The organism is Enterococcus sp. C63 (assembly GCF_040887215.1).
GTDB classification, from domain to species: domain Bacteria; phylum Bacillota; class Bacilli; order Lactobacillales; family Enterococcaceae; genus Enterococcus_B; species Enterococcus_B hirae.
Genome location: NZ_JBFOFI010000003.1, coordinates 36,287 through 57,339, shown reverse-complemented (window position 1 = coordinate 57,339; position 21,053 = coordinate 36,287). Strand labels below are relative to the sequence as shown.

General features: G+C 34.3%; 17 protein-coding genes, 1 other RNA gene and 4 pseudogenes. 15 read left to right on the top strand and 7 right to left on the bottom strand.

Annotated features, from left to right (window positions below; translation table 11 throughout):
• Nucleotides 1-8: 8 nt before the first annotated feature.
• From AB3H90_RS05615 to AB3H90_RS05595, 5 genes and pseudogenes are all read left to right on the top strand, one after another.
• A pseudogene (locus AB3H90_RS05615) lies at nucleotides 9-152 on the top strand (WXG100 family type VII secretion target); the annotation flags it as partial.
• A 199-nt stretch (nucleotides 153-351) separates the two neighbouring features.
• On the top strand, nucleotides 352-573 hold the full coding sequence (locus tag AB3H90_RS05610; RefSeq protein WP_368016333.1) for a hypothetical protein: 222 nt from the start codon (nucleotides 352-354) through the stop codon (nucleotides 571-573).
• Nucleotides 507-1,451, top strand: a pseudogene (locus AB3H90_RS05605) (hypothetical protein); the annotation flags it as partial. The gene AB3H90_RS05610 and the pseudogene AB3H90_RS05605, both read left to right, overlap by 67 nt.
• A complete protein-coding gene (locus AB3H90_RS05600; protein WP_368016332.1) occupies nucleotides 1,448-2,326 on the top strand; it encodes a DUF4176 domain-containing protein in 879 nt (292 codons plus the stop codon). The pseudogene AB3H90_RS05605 and the gene AB3H90_RS05600, both read left to right, overlap by 4 nt.
• Entirely contained in the window at nucleotides 2,316-2,627 is a 312-nt protein-coding gene (locus AB3H90_RS05595; protein ID WP_368016331.1) for a DUF4176 domain-containing protein, read from the top strand. Before AB3H90_RS05600 ends, AB3H90_RS05595 begins: the two co-directional genes overlap by 11 nt.
• Before the next feature lie 209 nt (nucleotides 2,628-2,836).
• Here AB3H90_RS05595 and AB3H90_RS05590 read toward each other — a convergent pair.
• Nucleotides 2,837-3,700 (bottom strand): annotated as a pseudogene (locus AB3H90_RS05590) (transposase).
• 257 nt (nucleotides 3,701-3,957) lie between these two features.
• Between AB3H90_RS05590 and AB3H90_RS05585 the strand changes: the two are divergent.
• From AB3H90_RS05585 to AB3H90_RS05570, 4 genes are all read left to right on the top strand, one after another.
• Nucleotides 3,958-4,362 (top strand): MarR family winged helix-turn-helix transcriptional regulator, encoded by a 405-nt coding sequence (locus AB3H90_RS05585; RefSeq protein ID WP_010737892.1) that lies wholly within the window; start codon nucleotides 3,958-3,960, stop codon nucleotides 4,360-4,362.
• Nucleotides 4,363-4,389: 27 nt separating this feature from the next.
• Complete coding sequence (locus tag AB3H90_RS05580) at nucleotides 4,390-5,028, top strand: nitroreductase family protein (RefSeq protein ID WP_368016330.1); 639 nt, start codon at nucleotides 4,390-4,392, stop codon at nucleotides 5,026-5,028.
• Nucleotides 5,029-5,043: 15 nt separating this feature from the next.
• A complete protein-coding gene (locus tag AB3H90_RS05575) occupies nucleotides 5,044-5,331 on the top strand; it encodes a putative quinol monooxygenase (protein WP_010718425.1) in 288 nt (95 codons plus the stop codon).
• A 456-nt stretch (nucleotides 5,332-5,787) separates the two neighbouring features.
• Nucleotides 5,788-7,704 carry a MucBP domain-containing protein gene (locus tag AB3H90_RS05570; protein ID WP_368016329.1) on the top strand — a complete coding sequence of 639 codons (1,917 nt, stop codon included), beginning with the start codon at nucleotides 5,788-5,790 and terminating at the stop codon, nucleotides 7,702-7,704.
• 357 nt (nucleotides 7,705-8,061) lie between these two features.
• Here the strand turns inward: AB3H90_RS05570 and AB3H90_RS05565 are convergent, their stop codons facing one another.
• Nucleotides 8,062-8,541, bottom strand: a complete 480-nt coding sequence (locus tag AB3H90_RS05565) for a hypothetical protein (RefSeq protein ID WP_010718422.1) — start codon at nucleotides 8,539-8,541, stop codon at nucleotides 8,062-8,064.
• Between the two features lie 615 nt (nucleotides 8,542-9,156).
• Here AB3H90_RS05565 and AB3H90_RS05560 point away from each other — a divergent pair.
• Together AB3H90_RS05560 and AB3H90_RS05555 are read left to right on the top strand one after the other, a co-directional pair.
• Nucleotides 9,157-9,378, top strand: coding sequence for a hypothetical protein (locus AB3H90_RS05560; RefSeq protein ID WP_034700775.1), 222 nt, complete (start codon nucleotides 9,157-9,159; stop codon nucleotides 9,376-9,378).
• Nucleotides 9,379-10,071: 693 nt separating this feature from the next.
• Nucleotides 10,072-11,421 (top strand): DUF6056 family protein, encoded by a 1,350-nt coding sequence (locus AB3H90_RS05555; RefSeq protein WP_368016463.1) that lies wholly within the window; start codon nucleotides 10,072-10,074, stop codon nucleotides 11,419-11,421.
• A gap of 258 nt (nucleotides 11,422-11,679) precedes the next feature.
• On the opposite strand, the gene ssrA is transcribed toward AB3H90_RS05555, so the two are convergent.
• Nucleotides 11,680-12,047: a transfer-messenger RNA gene (gene ssrA, locus AB3H90_RS05550) on the bottom strand.
• Between the two features lie 281 nt (nucleotides 12,048-12,328).
• Entirely contained in the window at nucleotides 12,329-13,102 is a 774-nt protein-coding gene (locus AB3H90_RS05545) for a Cof-type HAD-IIB family hydrolase (protein WP_130029514.1), read from the bottom strand.
• A gap of 142 nt (nucleotides 13,103-13,244) precedes the next feature.
• Between AB3H90_RS05545 and AB3H90_RS05540 the strand changes: the two are divergent.
• From AB3H90_RS05540 to AB3H90_RS05530, 3 genes and pseudogenes are all read left to right on the top strand, one after another.
• Nucleotides 13,245-13,602: pseudogene (locus tag AB3H90_RS05540) on the top strand (SdpI family protein).
• Nucleotides 13,577-14,293: a response regulator transcription factor gene (locus AB3H90_RS05535; protein WP_010718417.1), complete on the top strand. Its 717-nt coding sequence runs from the start codon at nucleotides 13,577-13,579 to the stop codon at nucleotides 14,291-14,293. The pseudogene AB3H90_RS05540 and the gene AB3H90_RS05535 overlap by 26 nt, the downstream one beginning before the upstream one ends.
• Nucleotides 14,293-15,735, top strand: coding sequence for a HAMP domain-containing sensor histidine kinase (locus AB3H90_RS05530; protein WP_010718416.1), 1,443 nt, complete (start codon nucleotides 14,293-14,295; stop codon nucleotides 15,733-15,735). Before AB3H90_RS05535 ends, AB3H90_RS05530 begins: the two co-directional genes overlap by 1 nt.
• Before the next feature lie 216 nt (nucleotides 15,736-15,951).
• On the opposite strand, the gene AB3H90_RS05525 is transcribed toward AB3H90_RS05530, so the two are convergent.
• The 3 genes from AB3H90_RS05525 to AB3H90_RS05515 form a co-directional block, all read right to left on the bottom strand.
• On the bottom strand, nucleotides 15,952-16,458 hold the full coding sequence (locus AB3H90_RS05525) for a hypothetical protein (protein ID WP_010718415.1): 507 nt from the start codon (nucleotides 16,456-16,458) through the stop codon (nucleotides 15,952-15,954).
• The gene (locus tag AB3H90_RS05520; RefSeq protein ID WP_010737848.1) at nucleotides 16,445-17,173 is read right to left on the bottom strand and encodes a hypothetical protein; all 729 of its coding nucleotides are present in this window, start codon (nucleotides 17,171-17,173) and stop codon (nucleotides 16,445-16,447) included. The genes AB3H90_RS05525 and AB3H90_RS05520 overlap by 14 nt, the downstream gene beginning before the upstream one ends.
• Nucleotides 17,174-17,501: 328 nt before the next feature.
• Nucleotides 17,502-19,643, bottom strand: coding sequence for an LTA synthase family protein (locus tag AB3H90_RS05515; protein ID WP_368016327.1), 2,142 nt, complete (start codon nucleotides 19,641-19,643; stop codon nucleotides 17,502-17,504).
• A gap of 229 nt (nucleotides 19,644-19,872) precedes the next feature.
• Between AB3H90_RS05515 and AB3H90_RS05510 the strand changes: the two genes are divergently transcribed.
• The gene (locus AB3H90_RS05510) at nucleotides 19,873-21,045 is read left to right on the top strand and encodes a class I SAM-dependent rRNA methyltransferase (protein ID WP_368016326.1); all 1,173 of its coding nucleotides are present in this window, start codon (nucleotides 19,873-19,875) and stop codon (nucleotides 21,043-21,045) included.
• The last annotated feature ends 8 nt before the right edge of the window (nucleotides 21,046-21,053 follow it).

Genomic DNA, 21,053 nt, shown 5'->3' with positions numbered 1-21,053 from the left:
AAAGTTAAGCTTATCTAGAATAATATAATCAATTAGAAGGTAATGTCAAACAGCTGGAACAATTATTGGAAAGTATTAACCAACAATTGAACAAATATGCAGAGACTGTAGCAGAACGTGACCGTCAAGATGCGGGCTCTTTCGGATTCTAATTAGTAAATAAGAGATCGTTAGTGCAGGAATTGTGCTAACGATCTTTTTTAGGAGAAAAGTTGGATGAAAGTGAAAATTGTGAATATCACTCCATTTATTTTTTAGAAGTGGCAAGTCTGTTTCTGTACCTAAAAATGTTTTGCATAGTTTGAAAGAGGAAACATTGGATAAAATTGTAGTGCCAACAGAGGTGACTAAATGAGTATGGAATTGTCAACACCATTTTTACCATTGGGAAGTGTATTAAAATTAAAAGAAACAGAAAACGACTCATTATATTATTTTATCGTTGCTCGAGCAATTTCAAAAAATGACAAGGGAGAAATTTTTTCTCGCTATAAAGTTGCGCCACGCCAAAAGGAGTTGATAAAAGTTGGTTTAGTAAAATCAAACCAAATGCCAAAGAACAAATTGGAATGAGTAGTAATGCCTTTTTGGAACTATATCAACAAGTAAAAGAATTAATGGATCCTTTAACAAGTGGAAAAACAGACAATATGAAACGACTAGATCAACTGTTGGCACTATATCCAAAGGCACTTGTAGATAAATTAATGAAAAATGACGAATTTTGGATGCTTGCAGATAAGTTGCCTTCAAAAGCACAAACAAAATTAATCAATGGCTTAGCCAAGTATGAAGCATTTGGGCAAGCTGTAGCTCAAGGGAAATGGATTCCTAAAACAGATACTATTGGTAGAGGCTATCAGTGGTTCAACAAAATGACGAATCCGATAAAAACTTATGTCAGTGAAAGTTTGAAAAATTCTCAATTTATACAAGGTGTTAAGAATTGGGGCGTGGTCAAAGGGTTAGGAACAGCTGCACAAGTAGCGACATATGCCCAATTAGGTGTGACGTTTGTTTCCAGTGGTGTCAATGAATATGGGAAAACTGGTAGTATTTGAAAAGGTGCTATTGGTGGAGTGATAGATACAGTTAAAAGCATTGGACCACTGGAGGGAGCTACACTGGGAGCAGAATTTGGAACAGTTATACCAGGTATAGGCAATGTTGCAGGTGCCGGTATGGGATTTGCTCTTGGTGTAGGAAACAATTTATTGCAATTTGTTAAGCCTGATTTGTATGACAATATCAAAGATGGCGCTTATAAAATGCATGATAAAGGAAAAAAATTTACGAAAAGTACATTGAAAAACGCAGGTAAGGCAGTGGATCAAAGTATCGATACGGTGAAACAAATATTTGAGGATGTTCAACAAGTAGGGAAAGCAATCGGAAAGGTCCTATCTTCGGTAAAAATACCGAAAATTAGTTTTGGGTGGCAAGAAGTATGAAAACGTTATTTACAGCAACATTTGAACAAAGTTTGAACTTACAAGATGATCAGCTAATCAAGTATATGAAAAAAGATGTAGAACAACCTGGAAAAAAAGAAAAAACGATATTAGTAAAGATACTAGCAATATTGCTAGTATCTTTACAGTACGGATTTGTGAAATTTACGGAATATGGAATAGAATATCCTGTTAAAAATAGCTTCTTACCAAAGCCGATATTTAATTTCTTACCAATATCTGTATTTATAATTATGTTGAGTATATATTTGGTAATATGGATATTTACTTTGTTAAAAAGGTATAAAGAACTCAAGTTATATTTTTCATATATAAATACAGTAAATATGCTTATTATGTTATTGATAACATTGAATCTTATGTTTATAACATTCTTCTTAAAACCATTGACGATAATAGGCATGAGCTTGTTACTGAGTATATTAGTAATGATAGGTTATGTAGTATTTAGAACTAAAAAACGATCATTAGAAAATGTCTTATACGAAACAAAGACTAAGAAAGACAAAATAGATAAATTGGTAGAAAAAGTACTAAAACTGGTGATGAGATATGGATGGATAGTTGTAGTTATAGTTATGGTATGGAAATTAATTTTCCCAAGCAGTAATGAGGTACGAACAGACGTTGTTGGATTTATAGGTTTAGTAAGTATGTGGGTAGTTACAGATATAGGATTTATTGTGGCAGAAGCCTATTTATTCTTTCCATATCTTTTACATGGGTATTATAAATATAAATATTCAGAGGAATATCGTGAATGGGAAGATAAAACACAATTAGAGTGGTATGGAGAAAGGTACTACAACAAACATATCAAGGGATCAGAGAAGGAGAAAAAAGATGAGCAATAAAACAGAAGAATTATTACCCATCGGTAGCATTGTCTTACTGAAAGAGGGGTTGCAAAAATTGATGATTGTAGGACGTGGAACCATTTATACAGATCAAGAGACTGGTAAAGATACGTTTGCAGATTATATGGCTGTATTATATCCAACGGGATTGAATCCAGAAACAACTATTTTCTTTAATCACGAAAACACCGATCAAGTAGTTTTCAGAGGATATTCTGATGAAGAAGAAACGCGCTTTTTAGAAGTCTATGAAGAATGGAAAAAGAATTTAGAGAATTCTTCAAAAAAAGAGCAATAATCAACGGAAACATTCGGTTTTTAGCTATTTATAAGCGAAAGTATATCAACAAATTTTCTAAATGAGAGTGGGACAATAGTCAGAAAAAATGGCTTTTTGTCAATATGGACTTATGAGTGGCTTAAAATAGCTCTTTGTCAAATGATGTTGGTAAAGAGAAATCTTAGAATAATTTGGGCAGAAAGAAGAAAAACTTCTTTCTGTTCTTTTTATTTGGTTAAAATAGTTTTACCGTGACAGATAATGATTCGTCGTTTGAAACGATAAAAATTTCGAAACCCATAAGCATTGCGTTTTAATACTTTAATATGGTTGTTTAAACATTCTAGTGGTCCGTTTGAATAACTGTAGCGGAGGACATTTCGGATCTGTGGCAGAAACTTTTTAAATGTTCGCAAAGTTGTCGCATAAGTTTCAGGTAGCTGGCTGACTTCTCTGGATAAACAGTCCTCAAATAGGGAATGATCTTTTTTCTTTACTGCATAAAGAACATCTTGATATAACTGATAGCCTTATCGCAAGTTGGGACAAGTGGCTAACAATCGGTCGACAATCTCACTTTCAGTTAAGTAATCTTTGAAACTGGCACGCCAAACTCGTTTTTCATCGTTCAACTTTGCTTCTTCTTTTTGTAGGAGTTTCCAATAACGTTTCATTTTTTTACCAAGCCCACGTTGGTATTGAGAAGTACTTTTAAGTCGTGCATTGGTTTCCTTCACTCGGTGGTTTAAAAAAGTTCTGCCTATATGTTGGACAATATGGAAACGATCAATAATCAACTGAGCATTTGGGAAAAGCTTTTTAACCAATGAAACATAAGGCACATACCTATCAATAACAATGAATTCAACAGCTTTTCGAGTCGCTAAGGACAATCGAGAAAACAGCTTTCTAAATAAGGCAATCGTCGGTTTGAGACAATGTGGATACTCTTCGGGCGTGTATTGAAGAGTACCTTTGTAAATCAAGCAAATTTGCCCTTTATATCTTTTTTTGGTTAAACAATTTTCCTCCAAATAGATAGTTAGGTCTAGAATATTTAGGGTCTCTTTGATAAGCTGAGTATAAGACATCTTGAATCCTCCTATGAATTGGTTCGTCAAATTAATTCTAAAGGATTTCAGGGTGTCTTTTCTATGTTTTTACATCATAAACATAAAAAAGATGTTGGTGAATTTCACCAACATCAAAAAGTATAGAGCCAAAAGAGAAAGAGGAATAGCTTTCTCTTTTTTTTTGTTATTCAAACTTTTATGCTTTACAAGTCTCACTAAAACATTTATATTATTGATAAGTCAATAATTGACAAGTCAACGGAAGGAGTATGGAGATGGATTTAAGAAAACTCAGTCAGTTACTCTATAAAATCAAAATTATCAGTCAAGAAGGATCAGCTTTGTTCGAGAAAGAAACTGGATTCAGTTTGACGAGATATGAAATGCTGATGTTTTTATGGGAAAAAGGCAAATGTTTACAAAATCAAATTCAAACAGATCTGAAAATAGACAATGCAGCTATCTCTAGACATTTGAAGATATTGGAAGAAAAAGGCTATGTTTCACGAAAACGCAATCCAGCGAATAATCGTGAAGTATTTGTTCTACTGACGGATACAGCCAAACGAGAACTGGCTAAGTGTGAAAATAATCATCAACAGTCCGCTGACTCTTTGTGCATTTCGTTGACCGATGAAGAAATCACCGAACTAACAAAATTATTGAATAAACTTTATTAACTACATTAGGAGAAAGAAGAGAGAGAAATGAGCAAAGAATTAGTAAACAATGATTTTTCAAGTGTTGTATTTGGAAGAAAATCCGTTCGTGTATATGATGAAACGGTTAAGATTTCTCATGAAGAAATGTTAGAAATGATACAAGAAACAACAACAGCACCATCTTCAGTTAATATGCAACCATGGCGTTTTGTGGTGGTAGAAAGTGAAGAAGCAAAAGCAAAATTGAAACCATTGATCCGTTTTAATACGAGACAAAATGATACTTCATCTGCAATGGTCATGATCTTTGGAGATATGAACTGCTACGAATATGGGGAAGAAATCTATGACCAAGCAGTAGCAGAAGGTAAGATGCCGGCAGAAGTCCGAGACCAACAACTTGCTGCGATCCTTCCTTATTACCGAAACTTTACACGTGAACAAATGAATGACGTTGTGAAAATTGATGCTAGTTTAGCTGCAATGCAATTCATGCTAGTTGCTCGTAGTCACGGCTATGAAACAAATCCAATCGGGGGATTCGAAGCAGACCAATTGGCTGAAGCTTTTGATCTCGACAAAGAACGTTATGTTCCAGTGATGATCTTATCTGTTGGGAAAGCAGTAGAAGAAGGGTATGAATCTGTTCGATTGGCTCCAGAAAAAATTACAACTTTTAAATAAAGCGAGTGTGGAAAAATGATCGTTATCAATGCAAAATTTTCAATCAAACCAGAAAAAAGAAATGAATTTCTTGCGGAAGTCAATGAACTTGTTGCAAGTACAAGAAAAGAAGACGGGTGCTTAAGCTATCAATTGTACGAATCAATCGATATTGAAAATGAATTTGTCATGGTTGAAAATTGGCGTGATCAAGCAGCGATTGAAGGACACAATCAAAGTCCGTTACTTCAACAATTATTTAAAAATATGAGTCAGTATAGTAGTAAGAAGACAGAAATAAATGTTTCTCAAACAGTAAACTAATTTTTTTATTAAAGAAGTTATGTGTTAAATCTATTTTTTAAAAATGTATCTAAATAATTTCCAGTTCGTCATGGTAAAATGATTAATCATTTACCGTGACGGGCTTTTTTTGTTAATCAATCATTTTTACTAAATAAACAGAATCGGATTTTAAATAACGTTTGTGAATTTTTTTAAGAATGTAAAAATCATAATTTTAATTCCTTAACTAGATATTTTTTTATTTTAACACACAGAAAACCTTGGTTTAATAATAAAATAATCTTGCGAATCTTATATGTTACAGGTAACATTAATATGTAGGTTAAACTACTACTGTTTATTTTAAATAACGTTTTTTAAGGAGGCGGATAATCGGATTCAAGTACATAAATAAAAGTAACCAACCTTAGAATAAAGTAAGAAAAAGCTAGGTTAGCCAAATTTCAAATATAACTGGGGGAGCAGATAAATTAAATGACGAAAAGAAAGCAAAATAAAAAAATAAAAAAAATGAAAACAATTATCAACTCAGCATTGCTGATGACCACTGTAGTGGGGTTGCTAGCACCTAACGTATTGGCAGCATCCAACGCAGTAAGTGAAATCGAAATGATTGATGAGGTGCAACCACCATATGATTCAGGAACATTGGACCTATCCATGCCTGAACCGGAAATAGGACGGGTATCTGTCATTGGGGTAGATGTAGATACACAAAAAGTACTTTGGTTTTCAGAGGAATTCGGTTTTGTCGGAAACAATGTAACCTTATTCGCTGAAATTGTAGAAGGGTATGAATTGATCTCTCCAGATAGAGTGACTATTTATATGGAAACGCCAGAGATATATCACAATTTTTATTATAAAAAAATTGAAGATAGTCCTGAAGAAAGCTTCTCATCAGTCACTGTGCAGTATTTACATAATGAAACTGGTCAACCGATTGCCGAACCTACGGTAATTAATGATTTAGAGATTGGAACAGAATACATAGGAAATGCACTGGTGATTGATGGCTACACGATCGTAGGGCCTGAAACTTATACAATCAATGTTTCCGAGGATCCAAATAGCAATATCATTACTTTCCGTTATGATGAAAATCCAGTGCCTAAAGAAAAAGCAGCTGTTACTGTTAAGTATATGAATGAGAAGGGGGAATCGATTGCTGAAGATAAAATAATAAGTGACCTGGAAGTCGGCTCTACACATACAGAAGAAGCGTTACTTATCGAAGGATACGAATTGCTGAGTACCAAAGTCCAAACGATAGAAATACAAAGCGAAGGCAATATCATTACATTTATATATGAAACTAAGGAAACAACGCCGCCAGAAAATGAAAAAGCCAATTTGACTGTGAAATATATTGATGAGCATGGTCAATCGATTGCTAATGATAAAATAATCCAAGACTTAGAAGTCGGCTCTACATATACGGAAGAAGCGTTACTTATCGAAGGATACGAATTGCTGAGTGCCAAAGTCCAAACGATAGAAGTACAAAGTGATGGCAACACCATTACATTTATATATAAAGCCAAAGAAACATCACCGTCAGAAAATGAAAAAGCCGAGCTGACTGTCCGATATATCGATGAGCAAGGTCAATCAATTGCGGAGAAAAAAGTAATAACTGATTTAGAGATTGGGAAGCTTCACAAAGAACAAGCGTTGCTAATCAAAGGATATGAACTAGTTAATCCGAAGTTAGCGATACAAGAAGTCATGATTGAAAAGGGAACAAACACGATCACGTTTATCTATAAGAAAATCAAAACAACAGTAGCGTTAGCAGAAAACGTTGCTTTCATTTATGGTACAGAAGGAAAACAAATGACGGCGGTTATTCCAGGAGGAACAACGATGTACGTTGTTTTGAACGGGGAAATCATCGGAAAAGCCAAACAAGAAAAGGTCAATTCTTCTCGTTTAGTAGATGTAAAAGTAGAAGAACCGACGACGATTTATTTATCTAAAGCTGTAGCAAATGGGGAAACAGTTCAATACTATACAGAAAATGAAGCCGGAGAAAAATCAGTCATCTCAGAAATTACACGCCAAGAAAAGACGGATCAAACAAATAAACCAACTGAGAATGACGACAACAAACAAGATCAAAGTAAAGTGGATACCACAACTGAAACGAATAAAAATAAAGAAAGTACCGAAAAGAAAGAATCAAATCAAACGTCAACTTCAAAAAATGGTAGCACCACAAAAAATAATTCTACAGGTACGACCAAAACCACCGTATCTGGAAAAGCTACTTTACCAAAAACAGGAGAGCAACAAAATCGCTTATTGCGCAGTTTAGGAATGGCACTTTTAGTAACGGTAATGGGGATCAGTTACATATTAAAGAGAAAAAATAGAATAAAACAAGATTAAAAATCATTCAATGAAAAATAACTAAAAAAACACAGACCTCCAGAAGTATCTAGATACTTCCGGGGGCCTGTGTTTTTGTTCTCGCTTCCTATTTACTAGCAGTGATAGCGGACAGGATACTTATTTTTTCGGGATCGGATAAAACCGTCAATTCTTTATTGATCTATGTGAGTAAACTTTGTCATAATGACTGAGAAATAACCAAAATCTAACTAATTCAAGGTTGCTTATTGTTCAAATTATGCGCTTTATATGTATCAGTCAGCAGGGAATGCTTAGATTCAATCGTTAGTATAGGAAAATGTTCAGAATCATTCAATCTTATAATGAGACTAGATAATAAAATTTTATCTTTCATTACTTGGTATTTTTTTTGTAAGGGATAAGCACGAGATTTTTTGTCTCCGTAGTTTCTTCCTCGCTTAAAGGAGTGAGAATAATCGTTTCATTCTTCTTACTGACTTTGTAAGACATGATGTCACTTTTAGACCAAAGTTCCTTCCAAGTCATTATATCTCCTTTAATCGTATAACGAAACTCTTCTTTTATATGCTTACTGAATTGTTTGATAAATTTCTTCATATGTACACTATTGGATTCATCGTCTACAGAGTAATCGATACTTGAAAAATCTAAGTTAAAACTAGCTTTACGGTTAGAAAAGGTAAGGGTCATTTTGGGATCATCAGTAGAGTCCGTCCCTTCAATTACCCATGCATTTGCTTTTAGATCCTTAACTAAACGATTTGCTTGCTCGTCTTTTTTCCTTTGACACCCACATGCGCTAAGTAACAACAATGTGAATAAAACCAATAAACGAACGCTCTTTTTTTTCACTTGCTTTCCTCCTTTCTATTTTCTTTAGTGTTCAAGAGAAGAAGACTTGCCCTCTAAGCAAATAAAGAGTTGCGAGTGCTTAAATTAGATAAATAATCTCCCGCTTTTTAGATAATTTATAAAAATTGAAAACGTGGGCTCCTTTCGTTCAGGATCAAATTATTCTTCTCTTATCAGAAATAACGCAACCATTCAAAGATGAAACATGTTTCTCGTTGTGAATATCTCTAAGTTAAGTTTAAAGCTTATCTGATTTCATGACAATCAGAAATTGAAGAGAGAGAATTGATCTTGCTCAGTGACCAATCCAAACCAAACTTGAGAAGATAATGTAAAGCGTATTTCAATTTCTGAAAACAAAAAAATGATTCATTCAAAGAAATAATTATAAAAAAAGGAAAAAAATTTGTATATTTTTGGTTAAACTATTGGAAAATAAAAAGGTATTGAATGATGTACTGAGCATTGAAATGACGTAAACAAGTTTTAAAATATCTTTTAGTTAGAAAGTCGTGGGTTAGCATTGAGGAGTTGATTTTTAATATCGCTGATTTTCTTTGGTAGTAGGCCAGTTCCTATCTTTTATAATCAATTATCAAATGAGGAGGGGTATGTATGTTTCTAATATTTATGTTTATCTTTTTTATTTCCGCATTCTTACTCTTGATGTATGGCGTAATTAAAAGGCGAAAAGTTACTGTTCCATTTTTTCTGCTACTTTTTTTGGGAACTTATTGTTTCTTCAATGTAGCTAAAGATGTACTAGACGAACTGGATTTGGGAAGCAAAACGTCTTTCAATCAATTAGATGATGATATTTTTGAAATTGACGATTGATGAGATAATCATAAAATGCAGTGAAATTTTTAGCATTACCAACGATATACTATTAGTAGCTATTCCTCAAAAGTATAGAGTCAACTTTTATCAACAGTTCGAATTCTGGTCAACTTTCTAGAACAATAAAAAAACTTGCTAAATCATTAATCGATTAAGTAAGTTTTTTTATTGAGAGGGTACAAGAGATAGTGCATTGACATTCGCAGCATGTCGTTTATTACTTTATCAAACGACTAGTAAAATTTTTGTAGCAGATATATTTTTTACTATATCCATTTAAGGAATTGTGTTATTTAAAACGATGAAGGATTGTATGCAATGAAAATATATTGGATGTTGTATTTGCAAATTCTAAACAAAGCATTTTGTAGTTCTGTTCATTGGACTGATGATTTGTAATGAGTCAGAACAATGTACAGGAGAAGCATCAAGGTATTATCGACAAATCAATAAATGTTATGAGCGACGTAGAGACAGTCAAATGCACTGTAGTAAAAATGAGAAGAGAGTCGGGGAAACAGAACATTTAGCTGTTGAAAGTCATTTGAAGGATAGCGCTACTTGATTTGAGCAATAGGATAAATGATTGGTTAGGATATTAATTCTGTATCTCTTAATTTGGCACAACCACTATTAAATCTGTGTTATACTAAGTTATATTTCGAGATAAAGAGGAGTTAATTGGGTGGTATGATTAAAAAAATTAAGAGCAACAGACATTTATTTATTGTTTTATTTTGTATTTTTGGTTTTATGCTTCTTTTAAATAGTATGTCTCCTTTGGTACACGACGATTATTACTATTTTGTAAAGACCTCAAGCATAAAAACAATTTTGTTTGATGAGTATCAACAATATATGACTTGGACTGGGAGATCGGTAGTCCATATTATTTTTCGTTTTTTTACTAAACTTCCAAAAATATATTTTAATGTGTATAATTCTTGCATGTTTTCCCTATTGGTTTATCAAATTATTATGTTTTCTTTCATAGTAAAAGAGCGAACTACTAAGAATGTTTATCTAAAAGCGTTTATCATCTTTGCATTAATGTGGACATTTACCCCAGCTTTCAATAATGTTTACTTATGGTTGGCTGGTTCTGTAAATTATCTCACTGCAATGGTGATTATGTTATCTTTTATTCTGGTTTATCATCGATATATAGCAGAATCTGAAGAACAAAATAATAGTCTTTTTAAAACAATAGGCATGCTTCTTTTAGGTATAGTAGCTGGTTGGTGTAACGAAAATACCTCCGGAGGAACGTTGTTCATTGTTATAGCATATACTGTTCTTTCCTATTTTTATAAGAAGAAAAAAATTGAAAAATGGATGATCGCAGGTATTGTTGGAAATATTGTAGGTTTTCTTTTTATGGTTATGGCACCTGGGAACGATATCAGAGCGACTTATTTTCATAGAAGTACGCTTTCAACTGCTTGGAAAATTCTTGATGCAATCCCTGCAATCAGTCATGCGTTACAGGATAATGCCATGTTCCCTCTAACGATAGGATTAGCTTTGCTTGTTTTATCATACTTAAATAGTAGTTTTACACTTAGTAATATTCTAAGTTCGTTATTTTTCGTGGGAGGTATATTGACAATAGGAGTGCTTGCAATTTCTCCAACTGCATTATCTTGGTCTAGATCTTATTTTGGAGGAGTTATTTTTCTTTTCATATCTATAGTAATTAGTCTTTTTGAATTATTAACAAATTTTGATAGAAGCAATAAAGTTGTTTTTTCTATGATTTTCAGTTATTTACTAGTTAGTTTTTTATTATTGTTTTTCAATGGAACTGCAGACATCTATAAAAATTATGTAAGTTATAGTCGCCAAACTGAATCCATTAAAAAGCAAATGAAGAGTGGTGAAATGGATATAGTTGTTCCACCATTAAATTATAAGACACAAACAATTTATCCAGTTCACAATGATGGTGATATTACTATGGATAAGAATAACGAGAGAAATAGAAGCGTTGCTGCATATTGGGGAGTAAACAGTATTCGACTAGAAGAAAAAACAGAATAGTAGATTTAAGTATTTTTCTTTTCATATATGAATGTTCGGACACGATTTAGGTCGTGTCTTTTTGTTTCCATATAATTTTAGATGAATCAAAAAATAGTTGAGTGGAACCCAATGAAAAATCAGCGTGAGAGATGAATCTTTCGGACTTGAAAATAAGCTTGAATAAATTTCATTTAACGAAAACTACCGAAAATAAAAAATGCCTAAATCCTTTTAAAATAAGGATTTAGGCATTTAGTGAAATCTACCGAAATCTCACAATGGAGACGGCGGGAGTCGAACCCGCGTCCAAACACATCGCCACTTAAAAATCTACGTTCATAGTCAACTCATTTGTGGTTTCGCTTTACAGCTTGCCGAGTGACAGGCATTCTGTATCGCTAGTCTGATGATCTCTTTAACAACTTACAGACGGAAAGTTGTCACGTATCCCACTAAATTTGAGACCCTTACTCGAGCACATGGGCGATGCCGAGAGGATCTACGCTAACTGTTTTTAGGCAGCTAAAGCGTAAGAGTTGTTTTCGTTTTTAGCAGTTATATTTAACTGTAACGTTTTAACGTAGACGTAACCTACGAAACGCAATTCAAGCTCAAACTGTGCCTGTCGAATCCGTAACGTCCCCGTTATAAACAAGGGTTACGTGTATTTTTCATACAATTTATATTATAGCACAAAATTGAATTTTTTCAATGAGAAACGATCACGGAAAAAGCAAATCGTCCGAAGTATCAAGAGATGATTCTCAATAGCTAATACTGTAAAAAATCATCTCTCAGTTACTCGGAAATATACATCGTATCTAGTTAAAAAGTTTTCAACATTCACCTGATATTGGCTAGATGAATCACCTTTCTACTAGCTAGCATCCTTATCAGCAGAATTTCATCGTTTTTCGATTAAAAATCAAATCAAGTCAAAATGTTTGAGCGCATGAACGATTCCGCCCTCAGTGTTTTTCTTTGTAATAAAAGTGGATAGTTCTTTGAGATCATTGTAAGCATTGCCCATCGCGATCTTGTTGTCGCATGCTTCTAACAGTGCAAAGTCATTTGGTCCATCACCAAATCCAAATGTAGGCACATCAACAAGGTTTAATTCTTGTTTTAAACGTTTCACTCCTGCGCCTTTCGAGATTCCTTTTTTGACCGTGTCAATCGAGTAAGGACCATTTCGATAAAAAGTCAGATCAGGAAATTGTTCATGATAATATTCATCCCCAGATTGAGAGAGGATAAGTAACATATTGATTGGATGATCCAAATAAGCTTGCGGATTGATTTCTGGTACATTTGAATGGATAAAGTTATAGGCATCAATCATCGTTTGTGTGTGTGCGGTACACCAAATATGTTGATGGTTATAAAATGAGAGCTGGTGCCCTTGTATTTGGACATGTTCGAGCATCTTTTGACAGTCTTCAGTTGCGATTATTTCAGAATGAACTTCTTGACCATCCACGCTGATGTAAGAACCATTCATCGTAACTGCAGAGGAAATACCAGCATCTGACATGATATGTTTGATTTCAGCTTCAGTTCGTCCAGTTGCTATGACTGGCAGGACGTTATTTTCCTGTAGTGCTTGCATTGCTTCGGCCACTTCTGGTGTGATTTTTGATTGAGCATCTAAGAGTGTTCCATCAAGATCAAAAAAAGTAATTGCACGATAATTTGACACAAAAAAAACCCCTTTTTTATTCGATTACCCCTATCTTAACAAAGAATGAACAAAAGACAAACCTTTCGTGAAGAATTACCGAATATATTGGTTCAAGTTAATTTTTAGAGTATACTAGAAAGAGAGATTTAGGAGGGATCATATGATTTTTTTAGTTGTCGGAGTATTTTTGACTATCCTAGGTTGCTTGTTTCTTTTTATCCCTTCTAAAGGGAATCTGCCTTTTTATGGTTACCACTCACCGCGAGCCACAAAATCCGATGTTCACTGGCGGTTAGCACAAAAAACAAGTGGAAAATATTTTTTTATTTTCGGTTTATTGATGGCCTTGATCGGCTATTTACTAAAATTAACTGGACAGACAAACTATTTTATAATCGAGATGTTGGTTTTAGTTTTTCCAATTATGCCGATTTTTATCTTAACTGAAAAAAAATTACAAGAACTCGATGATAGTATTGGAGGAAATAAAAAATGAATATTTTAATGATAGAAGATAATCAATCCGTATCTGAAATGATGCAGATGTTTTTTTTGAATGAAGGATGGGAAGCAACTTTTAAATATGACGGAAAAGAAGGTCTAGATGCTTTTTTAGAAAGACCGAATTACTGGGACATGATCACTTTAGACCTGAACTTGCCAACGATGGATGGTATGCTTGTTGGTAGAGAAATTCGGAAAGTCTCTAGTACAGTTCCGATCATTATGTTAACAGCTCGTGATTCTGAAAGTGACCAAGTTATTGGATTAGAGATGGGCGCAGATGACTACGTGACAAAACCTTTTAGCCCACTAACTTTGATTGCCCGAATGAAAGCTTTACACCGTCGTAGTGAATTGGTAGAGGTAAAAGAAGAAACAAACAACTCGGACGATCACTTCGATATCGAAACAGATCACTTTAAGATGAATACAAAAACACGTGAAGCTTATTTAAATAAAGCACCAATCGAAGGTTTGACACCGAAAGAGTTTGATCTATTATTTACACTAGCTAAAAAACCACGCCAAGTATTTTCTCGGGAACAATTACTGGAATTAGTGTGGGATTATCAATACTTTGGTGATGAACGAACGGTTGATGCGCATATCAAAAAGCTTCGACAAAAAATCGAAAAGGTTGGACCACAAGTCATTCAAACGGTTTGGGGCGTAGGTTATAAATTTGATGATTCTGGTGTGGCCTAATGCGCTATCTTTACCAGCAGTTATTAGCCTTTTGCGGAATGATCGCGATGATCATTTTAATCGTAGGTGTTTCTTTTACGCAACTGACTAAGCAAACCATTGAAGAAAATAATTACCAACAACTTTTTGGCTATGCAGAATCTGTCGAGAAGACAACACAGACATACACAGACACGTTTCCTCAATTAAGCCAAGATCAAGCGTTTCAAAATGCATTATTATTAACGGAACAAGTCTTATCAGAACAAAATGTCAATTTTATTTTTATCGATAAGAACGAACGGGTCATTTATCCTACTGATAATGTGGTATTGAACTTTACGATTAAAGCGGAACAATGGGATAATCTGCGTCATGGAAGACAAGTAAAATTTACCTCCAACAAAAATATACTAGGACAAAATCAAGCGACGTCTTATGCCTTAGTACCGTTTAATTTAAATCATGAATTTTATGGTGGCTTGGTTGTTAGTCAACCGGCTAAAAATATCGATAATAGTGTTCGGTCGGTCACATTGAATCTGTTTAAAGGTTTTATTTTTTCAAGTATTGTTGCTATATTAGCGAGTTATGCGTTTGCTGCTTTTCAGGTTAAAAGGATCAATCGTTTACGTAATGCAACGAAAGAAGTCACGAATGGAAATTTTGATGTCCAATTGCCAGTTCATGATAAAGATGAATTTGATGAATTAGCGGATGACTTCAACAAAATGACGAATTCTTTAAAAGAATCTCAGGCTGAAATCGAAGAGCAAGAAAATCGCCGAAGACAATTTATGGCAGATGCTTCTCACGAAATGCGTACGCCGCTAACCACAATCAACGGGTTACTTGAAGGTCTAAAATATAATGCAATTCCTGAAGACCAAAGAGAAAATGCAATCAACTTGATGAAAAATGAAACAGAACGACTGATACGCTTAGTTAACGAAAATCTAGACTATGAAAAAATCAGAACCAATCAAATCAGTATGGTTATTAAAAGATTCAATGGCACAGAAACATTGAAAAATATTGTGGCACAGCTTGAAACAAAAGCAGAAGCTGCAGGGAATGTTTTAGTTTTACAAGCAGAAGACGATGTGGAAGTGTATGCAGACTATGACCGATTTGTGCAAATCATGGTGAATATCATCCAAAATGCGATTCAATTTACAGAAAATGGAACGATCACGATCTCTTTAGAAAAAGGTTATCTAGAAACGATTATCCGAATTAAGGATACAGGTATCGGAATGACTGAACAACAAATGAAGAGTATTTGGGACCGTTATTATAAAGTTGATCCCTCAAGAAAGAATACAAAATACGGGGAATCAGGTCTAGGACTTCCAATCGTTCAACAGTTAGTTCGGCTTCATAAAGGAAAGCTGGAAGTAGAAAGCGAATTGGGGACAGGAACAACATTTACAGTTAAATTACCAGATGTAGAAATAAAATAAACAAAGAGACTGATCCAAAAATTGGTTCAGTCTCTTTTAGTATCTCTAAAAACGAATAAACGGCGTTCAAGAAACAACTCCTCAACAATTAAGAGAGGAGCTAAATAGTGTTCAAAGAACTGATCTTCGGCAATAAGGGTGAAACTCTCAAAACATAGGAAGCTGTGAATTTCATCCTTATTACATAGGTCAAGTTGCTCTATCCACGACCTCTTTTTATCGTTCATCATAGATTTGGTCGACATACTGACTATGAGCAATGGTTTCATCATGAGTCAGTAATAGAATGGCGATTTTTTTGTTTTTGACTAGATAATCAAATAGATCAAGAATTTCTTGTGCTTCAATTACTTTAAGTTCATCCAGCACTTCTTCAATGATGAGTTTGTCTTTTTTAGCAAGTAACGCATGCAACAATTGAAGTTTGATTTTATCAAAAAGAGAGAGTTGATCAGGTTCTCTGTTAAGAAGTGCTGGATCAATCTTGAGCATCTCTTGAAAAGATAAACGTTCTTTTTTATTTTCAGATAAATTCAGTAGTACTTGATCTTTGGTTTTTAAATAAGGGAAGAGAGGCCAATCTTTTTGGACGATAAGTAATTGTTTGGGACTCGATACAATCGCTTGCTCTTTTAGCGCTGTTAATAGTTCTTCTTGTTTTGCTTTTGGGCAAAGAATAACAGCTAATTCTCCTAAAGACATTATTGGCTTACATGTATTCATGAAAGATCACCTTACCTTTTTTTAAACGTTGATAGAAAATCGTAAATTGTAAGAGACTAATACATAGACTGATGGAGATAAGAAGGCCAACCGTTTGTAGGAAACTCTTAAACGTATCGAAGAAAAAAGCATCGTTTACAAAATCAATTTTAAAAAAAGTTTGTTGATCCATCGGTATGGCTAATGGTCGAGTAGTCGATATAAGTGAATGGGTGTCAGGCAATTCAAATAATCTTAGACTCCAAAAATTAAGATGTTGTAACAGTGCTTGATAAATGTTTTGAAAAAGCACAATTCCAATAAATAAGAGTGTGCAACAGATCAGTAATGGTAAGATCATTTGCCAGATGATCAAAAGAAAAATTCTAGTTTTCGATAAACCAGCTAAACGCCAGTTGATCAATTCACGTTGGTCTTGTTTTAATGTTCGCTGAAAGAAAAAGATAAATGCGCCAACAAACAAGAACAGTAACAACAAGATCAGCTCGACATAAAATTGTTTCACTGATAGAAAAGACGGAAAGTGTACTTTTAAGGACGTCGTGTCCAAGAAACTAAGACGATCTTCAATTTGTGCATAAAGTGTTGATTGTAAATGATATAAGTTACACACAAGCATCAATAAAAAAGCAGTGACACTTGTAAATAAGCAACTAAAAAGTGTCTGTTTTTTATAATAACGCATTCTTGCAACTGAATAGCGGAGTATTCTCATCACTTTCACCTCATTTTAAATTATAGAAAATGAATATGAATAAAGTATGAAATTCATATAGTGAAATCAGGAAATCCCTATTTTTTAATAAACGAAAATGACGATAAATCAACTGTTCCGCTATATTTTGTGAATAAAATCCAATGTTCATGGATGGTTCTAATACGCGACTTTAAGCTCTATTTTCTAGAAAAACGCCAGAGTAACTCAAATTAAAGTGCATGAAAAAAGCTAAGAATTAACGAAAAACAAGAATTGGTTTTCGTCAATCTTAGCTTTTATAATCATTACTTCTATGGGCACGTAATCCTTTTGAAAGAAAGGCTAGCTATTTATCAGATTCAGAAGAAGGAACTGAATCACTCGTCTGTGTCCCATTTATTTGTTGGTAAGTTTTGGTTTCATATAGATCTTTTGTTGATTGGTTATTGTTTTGACTAAAGACACTTGTTGATTTGTCACCTAGTTCTTTTTCTTTTTCAAGCAACTGTTTCATGCCGTTTTTGTAATCAAATTGACTTGTTTCAATTGGGTCTAACCCAGTATCTGTAGAAAAGCGGAGTAAGTCACCATTGTTGATTTGATCTGAAACAGCTAACTGTTTATTCGCTTTTTCTTTCAATGCATCAATTTCATTTTGAACTTCTTGAGTCGGTTCTGTAATGGCTTGTCCAGTTTTGTTATCGTAAATCGTTCCGCCATAATAAGTGTATTTAGGAGTAATAAAATCACCATCACGGAAAGTAACAAGTTGATCATGTTGCTTAGAAAAGAGATCTTGTCCTAGCTGATTGTAATTTTTGGTATCTACTCCTAACAGATGGAGTAGAGTAGGTAATGCATCCACTTGTCCGCCATAGGTATGATTGATTCCACCGTTTGTTTGTCCAGGTAGATGGATCATGTAGGGAACTCGTTGCATTTGTGCATTGTCAAAGTTGGTCCATGTATCACTTGTTTTACCCACTAGTTCCGCTAACGATTTATTTCTAGAGTTAGAAATTCCGTAGTGATCACCATAAAGGACGATGACAGAATTATCATAAAGACCACTAGCTTTCAAATAGTTGAAAAATTCTTCAACTGCTGTATCGAGATAATTCGCTGTTGCAAAGTATCCGTTGATCGTTTCATCATTTGTCGTAGCTAGCGGGAAGCCTGCTTCTTCGTTTGTGAACTTAGAATAAGGATAATGATTAGATACCGCAATAAATTTAGAATAAAAAGGTTGTTGTAAATGTTCTAAATATTGTACTGATTGTTGGAAGAACGGTTTATCATGCAATCCATATTGGAATGAATTGTCGTCATTGACATCATAATAAGAAGCATCAAAGAAATAGTTGTAACCTAATTTTTTATAGGTCTCATTACGATTCCAGAATGTACCAGCGTTACCATGGAAGGCGGCACTCGTATAACCTTGTGTCTGACTCAAAATATCAGGAGCAGCTTGGAAGGTATTCTTTCCACCCAATTGAGTGAATAACGATCCTTGATTTAAACCAAATAGTGAATTTTCAAATAAGGTTTCAGCATCACTGGTTTTACCTGCTTTAACTTGATGGAAGAAATTGTCAAAGCTAAATGTACTGTTACTATGATATAAACTATTCAGAAATGGCGTTACTTCATGTTCTACACCATTGGCATCTTTTAGTTTATAGTCGATCAAGAATTGTTGGAAACTTTCTAAATGGATATAAATCACATTTTTTCCTTTAGCAATACCAAATGTTTCATCATTTGGTTCAGCATAGTGATCTTTGATATAACTTTCTACTTCTTTCAGATTATTAGGACTTGCTTCTGCTCGTACTTGGTTCGTTTGATAAGTCTGGATACCATCATAGACGGTAAACGCATTGATACCTAAATATTTGACTAAATAATCTCTAGAAAAAGTACGAGTCAATAATTCTGGGCGATCGGCTTCTGCTAAAAATAAATTTCCAGAAAAAATCATGACTGACAGAGTCGAGATCGCAAAAGCCATTCGTGCACGAATCGGTTGTGGATCCATTTTGATTTTTTTGGTTATCAATAATGCAGCGACAATGATAAAGTCGATCCAATAAAGGACGTCATATGGTCTAAATAAGCGAATAGCACTTTCGCCAAGTCCGCTAGCTACTTTTCCTGCTCCCAAGATGGTATTGATCGTAATAAAATCCGTAAACTCACGATAATAAGTTACGTTAGAGAACACCAGTAAAGTCAATAGGAAATAAATGACCATCATTGTAATATAAGACGCCTTCGTCCGTCTCACATATAACGCAATCCCCATTAACAACAACGTGGTAGCGATCGGATTGATAAACAGTATAAAGTATTGTATGCCACTTTCGATGCCTAAATTGAAATCAAACAAATAGGCAAAAATTGTTTTTAGCCAAAGTAAAACAGCTAATAAAGAAAAAAATCCGAGCCTTTTATTCAAAAAGGCGGGTGTTTTTATTCGTCTCAATGTAATCTCCCTTTCCCCACTCTTCTCATTTACAGAGTGTTATGAAGTTATGATTGCTCAAACTACATATTCCATCCTATTTTACTAGTACGCAAATCCAGTGTCAATCGAAACCAAACGCTTACACCGGTGATTAAGGATTTCTTATTCTTTTGTGAACGCTAGCACTAAGACAGCCTGCTTAATATTTGGTATACTGATTAATGATAAAGGTAAAGTAGGTGAGTCAATGAAAGTACAAATTAAGAAAAAAGCAGGAAATCGTATCAAGAACGGTTATCCATTGATTCAAAAGGAAGATTTGGTCCAGTCGTACAATGAAACCACGCAGTGGATCGAATTGGTTGATCAACAAGATAATTTCTTAGCTAAGGGCTATTTAGGTAAACAAAACAAAGGAATCGGTTGGGTTTTGAGTCAACAAAATGAAACGTTTGACCAGGCATTTTTTGAGAAAAAGTTTTCTGAAGCTAAAGCAAAAAGACAAGCTTTTTTCATAGATGAACAAACAACAGCATTTCGTTTATTTAACGGAGAAGGGGATGGCATCGGTGGTCTGATCATTGATTATTATGAACACTATGCAGTATTTTCTTGGTATAATGAAACTCTTTATACTTACCGCCATTTGCTCTTCTCAGCGTTTCAACAAGTTTATCCTGAGATAAAGGGTGCTTACGAAAAAATCCGTTTTGAAACAAATGAATTTCCTGAAAGTCAGTATGTTTATGGAGAAACAGCTCCTGAACCTTTAATCATCAAAGAAAATGGCGTCTCTTACGCCACTTATTTGAATGAAGGGCTGATGACAGGCATCTTTTTAGATCAAAAAGAAGTCAGAGGAGCTTTGATCGATGGACTTGGTCTAGGAAAGTCTGTTTTGAATATGTTTAGCTATACTGGGGCTTTTTCAGTTGCGGCAGCAATGGGTGGTGCTTTGGAGACCACTAGTGTTGACCTAGCAAAGCGAAGTTTGAAAAAAACACAGGAACAATTTGAAATCAACGGTTTGGATCTTCAGACACAAAAAATCATTGTGATGGATGTTTTTGCCTATTTTAAATATGCTAAAAGAAAGCAGCTGACTTATGATCTCATTGTGCTTGACCCTCCAAGTTTTGCGAGAAACAAAAAGAAAGTGTTCCGAGTAGCCAAAGATTATGGCGAATTGGTTAAAGATAGCTTGGCTATTTTATCGGACGAGGGAACGCTTATCGCTTCAACGAACGCAGCTAACGTGAGTACCGATCAGTTCAAAAAAATGATTGAAAATGAACTAATGCTAGCCAATGTTGAATATGAAGAAATCACTCGTTTTCGATTACCACAAGATTTCCAAACCATTAAAGCCTTTCCAGAAGGGGATTATTTAAAAGTATTTATCTATCAAATTAGGAAATAAGGGGGGAG